This window comes from Flavobacterium difficile, from assembly GCF_011392115.1.
GTDB classification, from domain to species: Bacteria; Bacteroidota; Bacteroidia; order Flavobacteriales; family Flavobacteriaceae; genus Flavobacterium; species Flavobacterium difficile.
Genome location: NZ_JAAJBT010000004.1, coordinates 279,184 through 285,553, shown reverse-complemented (window position 1 = coordinate 285,553; position 6,370 = coordinate 279,184). Strand labels below are relative to the sequence as shown.

The following is a 6,370-nucleotide window of genomic DNA, read 5'->3' as shown; positions in this document are numbered from 1 at the left end:
TCCCAACGGGACATTTTTTTTAATCTGAACTTGAATCAGATTCTTTATGAGTTTATTGCAGTAAACTCCTTCTGAAATCCTTCGCGTTAGTGGGTGAAGTGGCATCCTTTTTTTTGTTGTTGTCCTATTTTACCTATCTAAACACCAAACGCCTTCAACAAAATAAAAGATAGAACGTAACATACGACCTCGTTGTAAAATTAACGTGTGGTATAATGAATACTTCTCTAACGAGGAACGCTCAATTAAGTCTAGATGTTAAATAATTTTTTTACTTATAAATATTTTAATTCAGACACTATTTATGTTTTTGGATCTATTTTTATTGTTTTTTAGGAAATTAATTGGTGTTTTGAATTGTTTTTGTTAAGTAATTTTATTTCCTAAAATGAAAAAAGGTTATTTGAAATTGTTTTGATTTGTTTTGGGTGATTTGGTTTTGGTAATATTTAATTTGATTCTGAATTTATTTTTGTGTTTTTTTAAAGTTTTACAATTGTATAATTTTATTAGTTTTATTTTTTGAATTTTTAAATAAAGAAATTATGTTTTGAGTATTATTTTTTGATTTGAAAATTGTATATGAATTAAATGTATTTTGTAGAAAAGGATATGATTGGATCATTAAGTACTTAAAATACTGTGTAGAAATAAAAATTTGCGCGTATTAAATCTTAAAGATTAGATGAAGTAAGGAATTATTTTATTTTCAGAGTATAAAATAAGTTATTAAAGAATGAATTTCGCATCTGTTTTTAGTGATAAGAAAAATATATTTTTTAAAATAAAGAAAAAAAAGAGTCTCATTTGAGACTCTTAATGTATTAAATTCTTTTCAATTGCTGCTTCATCATTACGATTTGATCTTTCAACATATTGTGTTTATCTAATTTTTTTGCTTCACCTAATAATTTTTCAGCTTCAATTTTTCTTCTTTTTGAAGCGGCAATTCCTGCTAATTGTAATTTGGCTAGGGCTAAATCTTGATCCATGCTCAAACCTAATTCAATGGCTTTTCTGAAATACTTCTCAGCCTGATTTAAATTGGTTTGAGACACCATTAATCCGTTTAAGTAGTTAAAATAACCTTGTTGTTTTTTTACTAATGCTGATTCCGGATTAGTAATTTTGTCTAAATATTTTTTAGCTCCTTCAAAATTTTGCTTTCTTAATTGTAAAAAAGCTAAAATAATCAACTCATTTTTAAAGTAAAAAAAGATAAAAATAGCAGCTATTAATAGCAAGAATATACCATTTCCGATATTTCCTTCTGTAAATTGATAAATGGCAAATGCAACAATACTTGCAGCGACAATTAGTTTTATGTTTTTATTGAACATGATTAATAGTTTAGTTTGCAAAGGTAATAAAATCTATTAAAAATATTTTTAAAAAAGTATTTGTATTTGAAAAAAGTCTTTGTATATTTGCACTCGGTTTAAAGAAAGCCATTTTATTAAAGAATTATATAGAATTTAAAAATACTAGCAATGAGTAAGAGAACGTTTCAACCATCAAAGAGAAAAAGAAGAAATAAGCACGGTTTCATGGACAGAATGTCATCTCCTAACGGAAGAAAAGTGCTTGCTCGTCGTAGAGCTAAAGGAAGACATAAATTGACTGTATCTTGCGAACCAAGACATAAAAAATAATGTTTTTATTTAAACAAAATATCAGGGTGTTACTATTTATATAGTAGCACCTTTTTTTATATATTTGAAAAAACTACAACCCACAACAACTCAACAAGATGCCTAAAGACAACTCAATTAAATCGGTATTAATCATTGGTTCAGGACCAATTGTAATCGGACAAGCCTGTGAATTTGATTATGCTGGATCTCAATCCGCTCGATCTCTAAAAGAAGAAGGAATTGAAGTAATTCTTATCAATTCTAACCCTGCAACTATTATGACAGATCCAACTATGGCGGATCATGTATATTTGAAACCACTTACTACAAAATCTATTATAGAAATTCTTAAAGCTCATCCTCAAATTGACGCTGTTTTACCAACAATGGGTGGGCAAACAGCCTTAAACTTGTGTATTGAAGCTGATGAAAAAGGAATTTGGAAAGATTTTAATGTAAGATTAATTGGTGTAGATATTAATGCGATTAATATCACTGAAGATAGAGAACAATTTAAAAACTTACTAAATAAAATAGGAATTCCTCAAGCGCCCGCTAAAACGGCAAATTCTTTCTTAAAAGGAAAAGAAATTGAACAAGAATTTGGTTTTCCTCTAGTAATTCGACCTTCGTTTACTTTGGGTGGAACTGGAGCAGCAATTATTTATAAAAAAGAAGATTTTGATGCCGCTTTAACTTATGGTTTAGAAGCTTCTCCAATACATGAAGTTTTAATTGACAAAGCCTTAATGGGTTGGAAAGAATACGAATTAGAATTATTACGTGACAGTAATGATAACGTTGTAATTATTTGTACGATTGAAAATATGGATCCAATGGGAATTCATACTGGAGATTCGATAACAGTTGCCCCAGCAATGACTTTATCGGACACCACATTCCAAAAAATGCGTGATATGGCCATTTTAATGATGCGTTCTATCGGAAATTTTGCAGGAGGTTGTAACGTACAATTCGCAGTTTCACCTGATGAAAAAGAAGATATTGTAGCGATAGAAATCAACCCTCGTGTGTCTCGTTCATCGGCTTTAGCTTCGAAAGCAACTGGTTATCCGATTGCTAAAATCGCTTCGAAATTAGCTTTAGGGTATAACTTAGATGAATTACAAAATCAAATTACAAAATCGACTTCTGCTTTATTTGAGCCAACTTTAGATTATGTAATTGTAAAAATACCTCGTTGGAATTTCGATAAATTTGAAGGTGCAGACAGAACTTTGGGGCTTCAAATGAAATCTGTTGGTGAAGTTATGGGAATAGGACGTTCATTCCAAGAAGCTTTACACAAAGCCACTCAATCTTTAGAAATCAAAAGAAATGGGTTAGGAGCTGACGGAAAAGGTTATACCAATTATGAGCAAATTATTGATAAATTAACTCATGCAAGTTGGGATAGAGTTTTTGTTATTTATGACGCTATTGCAATGGGAATTCCATTAAGCAGAATTCATGAAATTACAAAAATCGACATGTGGTTTTTAAAACAATATGAAGAATTATTCCACTTAGAGAAAGAAATTTCGAAATATAAAATTGATTCTTTACCAAAAGAATTATTGTTAGAGGCCAAACAAAAAGGGTATGGAGACCGTCAAATTGCTCATATGATGGGTTGTTTAGAAAGTCAAGTTCATCAATTAAGAGATGAAATGAATATTCAACGTGTGTACAAGTTAGTAGATACTTGTGCGGCAGAATTTAAAGCACAAACGCCATATTATTATTCGACTTTTGAAGCCGAGATTGAAAAAGCAGATGGTACCAGATATGTTCATAATGAAAGTATTGTTACAGATAAGAAAAAAGTTGTAGTTTTAGGTTCTGGACCGAATAGAATTGGACAAGGAATTGAGTTTGATTATTCTTGTGTTCACGGTGTTTTAGCAGCAAAAGAATGTGGCTATGAAACCATTATGATTAACTGTAATCCAGAAACGGTTTCTACAGATTTCGATACAGCTGATAAATTGTATTTCGAACCTGTATTTTGGGAACATATTTATGACATCATTCAACATGAAAAACCAGAAGGTGTCATCGTGCAGTTGGGTGGACAAACGGCTTTAAAATTAGCGGAGAAATTATCTAAATATGGCATAAAAATCTTAGGAACTTCTTTTGATGCATTAGATTTAGCAGAAGATAGAGGTAGATTTTCAGAATTATTAACCGATTTAAATATCCCTTTTCCTAAATTTGGAATTGCAGAAAGTGCTGAAGAAGCATCACAATTAGCAGATTCATTAGATTTTCCATTATTAGTGCGTCCTTCTTATGTTTTGGGTGGACAAGGAATGAAAATCGTAATTAATAAACAAGAATTAGAAGAACATGTAATTGATTTGTTAAAATCGATTCCAGGAAATAAATTATTGCTAGATCATTATTTAGATGGTGCGATTGAAGCCGAAGCAGATGCAATTTGTGACGCCGACGGAAATGTTTACATTATCGGAATTATGGAGCATATTGAGCCTTGTGGGGTGCATTCTGGAGATAGTAATGCAACTTTACCACCGTTTAATTTAGGTGAATTTGTAATGCAACAAATTAAAGATCATACTCAAAAAATTGCTATTGCTTTAAAAACAGTTGGATTGATTAACATTCAATTTGCCATAAAAGACGATATTGTTTATATTATTGAGGCGAATCCGAGAGCTTCTCGTACAGTGCCATTTATTGCAAAAGCCTATGGTGAACCTTATGTAAACTATGCTACGAAAGTTATGTTAGGTCACAATAAAGTTACTGATTTTACTTTTGAACCAAAATTAAATGGGTATGCAATTAAACAACCTGTTTTCTCTTTTAGTAAATTTCCAAATGTGAATAAAGCATTAGGGCCAGAAATGAAGAGTACTGGAGAAAGTATTTTGTTTATAGACGATTTAAAAGACGATCAGTTTTATGATTTATATTCAAGAAGAAAGATGTATTTAACCAAGTAACCATTAAAAAGATAAAAAGATGAAAATATTGAAAAAAATTGTGCTGAGTATATTGTTTATTAGTGTTTTAGCTAGCTGTGAAAAGGATGATCCGATTGAAATTCCACCAATTAGAGACATACAAACACAATACAATTCTGAAATTGTTTTAATTGAAAATTATCTAAAAACACATGCTTTAGTAGTAGTCAATAATCCTGGCGGTGTTGATCATCAAAATGTTGACTATATAACGGTTCCAAGTTTAGATCCAACTTCTATTTGGGGAACAAATGAAACGACTCCGAATGCCAATGTATTGTCAAAAATTGTAAATGTTGGTGGTGTACCACATAAAATATACTACATTAAGTTGCAAGATGGAGTAGGAGTTTCGCCAACCTTAACAAGTCAAATAAAAGCATATTACAAATTATCACTTTTAAATACGCAATCTACTGCAGTAACTACAAGTGCTACATCAGGTGTGAATTTACCTATGAATAATTTAATTTTAGGTTGGCAAAACATTCTTCCAGAATTCAAAATGGGTACTATAACTGGTGTGGATCAGTATAATGATTTTGGAGCTGGTGTAATGTTTTTACCTTCTGCAGTGGCTTATTATGATAGAAGTTTAACTGGAATTCCTGCTTATTCACCGCTAATATACAATTTTAAACTTTTTAATGTTTTTTAAGCATACTCTTAGATAAAAGTAAAATGCCTCAATTGTAGTAATTACTTTTGAGGCATTTTTTAACTAACAAATTATCTTTTTACAACAATAGTGCGTTAATGATCCAGCAGAAAACTTTCAGGATTAAAATTGTCATGATATTAAAATTTACGCGCTAATGTATTTTTTCATATCAATAGCATAACAACCCGCAGTTTTTAATTCTTTTGCAAGTGAATAACACCATAAATCGGATTCATCTATTGCTATGTAAGAAATACCTGAAATATCTTTAGGCTTTTCTATTTCTTCTTTAACTAGAGCGCATACTTTATTTCTTCCAATTTTCCCAATTAAAAAACCATGTTCGAAAAAAATATTTTGTTGTGTAACAGTTGGATGTGATGTATGCAAAATAATAGCAAATCCTACATTTGAATTTTCTTCTATGATTTCAAATACAGTTTTATTTGAAGAGTTTTTTTCATGTAAAACAATTGCTTTTAGTCCTAAACTTTGCACAAAACTCAACGTTTTATTTAGTACGATTTCATCATTTCCAGGAACGATAAAAATTTCAGTTTTGTACGATTCAACTTCATTTTTTCTAAAAACAGCACTTTTTAATACGCCAGTTCTCATCTCATCAATTTTCGAACGTATTTTTTTTAAATTGTTTATTTTATTGTTTATTTTATCTTTAAAGTCTTTCTGGTCTTGAACAGGAGAGTTTCGAATCGTAAATGAACTAAAAAAAGATGAAATAGATTCGTCATAACATTTCTTATACTCATTATGCTCTCTGTTAAATGCTTTGCCTAAATAATCAGAATTAAAGGCATTCCATGTAAAAAATTCTTCTTTATTCTTTTTTAATCCAGCTAGTGTATGAATGGGTCTGTTATAAAGTTCTTCACCTAAAATTATTCTTTGGTTTAATACTTTATTAAATTCCGCTTTGAAATACAATAATTCAGTAGGAATATTTTCTGAAATAATAGTTGAAATTCTTCTTGCCATAATCTTTCAAATTTGAGTTCAAACAAAATTAAGAAAGAAATAGGATACGATTTTACGGTTTTTTGAACTAATACTTACGGTCGGAA

General features: G+C 30.1%; 5 protein-coding genes. 3 read left to right on the top strand and 2 right to left on the bottom strand.

The window, feature by feature from the left end; all coding sequences use genetic code 11:
• Positions 1-824 precede the first annotated feature (824 nt).
• Positions 825-1,340 carry a DUF2892 domain-containing protein gene (locus tag G4D72_RS08900; protein WP_166077319.1) on the bottom strand — a complete coding sequence of 172 codons (516 nt, stop codon included), beginning with the start codon at positions 1,338-1,340 and terminating at the stop codon, positions 825-827.
• Between the two features lie 150 nt (positions 1,341-1,490).
• Here G4D72_RS08900 and rpmH point away from each other — a divergent pair, with 150 nt between their 5' ends.
• The 3 genes from rpmH to G4D72_RS08885 all read left to right on the top strand — a co-directional run bounded on the left by rpmH (position 1,491) and on the right by G4D72_RS08885 (position 5,285).
• Positions 1,491-1,652 (top strand): 50S ribosomal protein L34, encoded by a 162-nt coding sequence (gene rpmH, locus G4D72_RS08895; protein ID WP_091315350.1) that lies wholly within the window; start codon positions 1,491-1,493, stop codon positions 1,650-1,652.
• Positions 1,653-1,750: 98 nt separating this feature from the next.
• Complete coding sequence (gene carB, locus G4D72_RS08890) at positions 1,751-4,606, top strand: carbamoyl-phosphate synthase large subunit (protein WP_166077318.1); 2,856 nt, start codon at positions 1,751-1,753, stop codon at positions 4,604-4,606.
• Positions 4,607-4,625: 19 nt separating this feature from the next.
• Complete coding sequence (locus tag G4D72_RS08885) at positions 4,626-5,285, top strand: FKBP-type peptidyl-prolyl cis-trans isomerase (RefSeq protein ID WP_166077317.1); 660 nt, start codon at positions 4,626-4,628, stop codon at positions 5,283-5,285.
• A gap of 147 nt (positions 5,286-5,432) precedes the next feature.
• Here G4D72_RS08885 and G4D72_RS08880 read toward each other — a convergent pair whose 3' ends face one another.
• Positions 5,433-6,284 (bottom strand): TIR domain-containing protein, encoded by an 852-nt coding sequence (locus G4D72_RS08880; protein WP_166077316.1) that lies wholly within the window; start codon positions 6,282-6,284, stop codon positions 5,433-5,435.
• Positions 6,285-6,370: the final 86 nt, after the last annotated feature.

What these genes read in the sequence shown, in the direction of transcription:
- G4D72_RS08885 (WP_166077317.1), top strand. Translation starts at nt 4,626, where the DNA reads ATGAAAATATTGAAAAAAATTGTGCTGAGTATATTGTTTATTAGTGTT.
- rpmH (WP_091315350.1), top strand. Translation starts at nt 1,491, where the DNA reads ATGAGTAAGAGAACGTTTCAACCATCAAAGAGAAAAAGAAGAAATAAG.
- G4D72_RS08880 (WP_166077316.1), bottom strand. Translation starts at nt 6,284, where the DNA reads ATGGCAAGAAGAATTTCAACTATTATTTCAGAAAATATTCCTACTGAA.
- G4D72_RS08900 (WP_166077319.1), bottom strand. Translation starts at nt 1,340, where the DNA reads ATGTTCAATAAAAACATAAAACTAATTGTCGCTGCAAGTATTGTTGCA.
- carB (WP_166077318.1), top strand. Translation starts at nt 1,751, where the DNA reads ATGCCTAAAGACAACTCAATTAAATCGGTATTAATCATTGGTTCAGGA.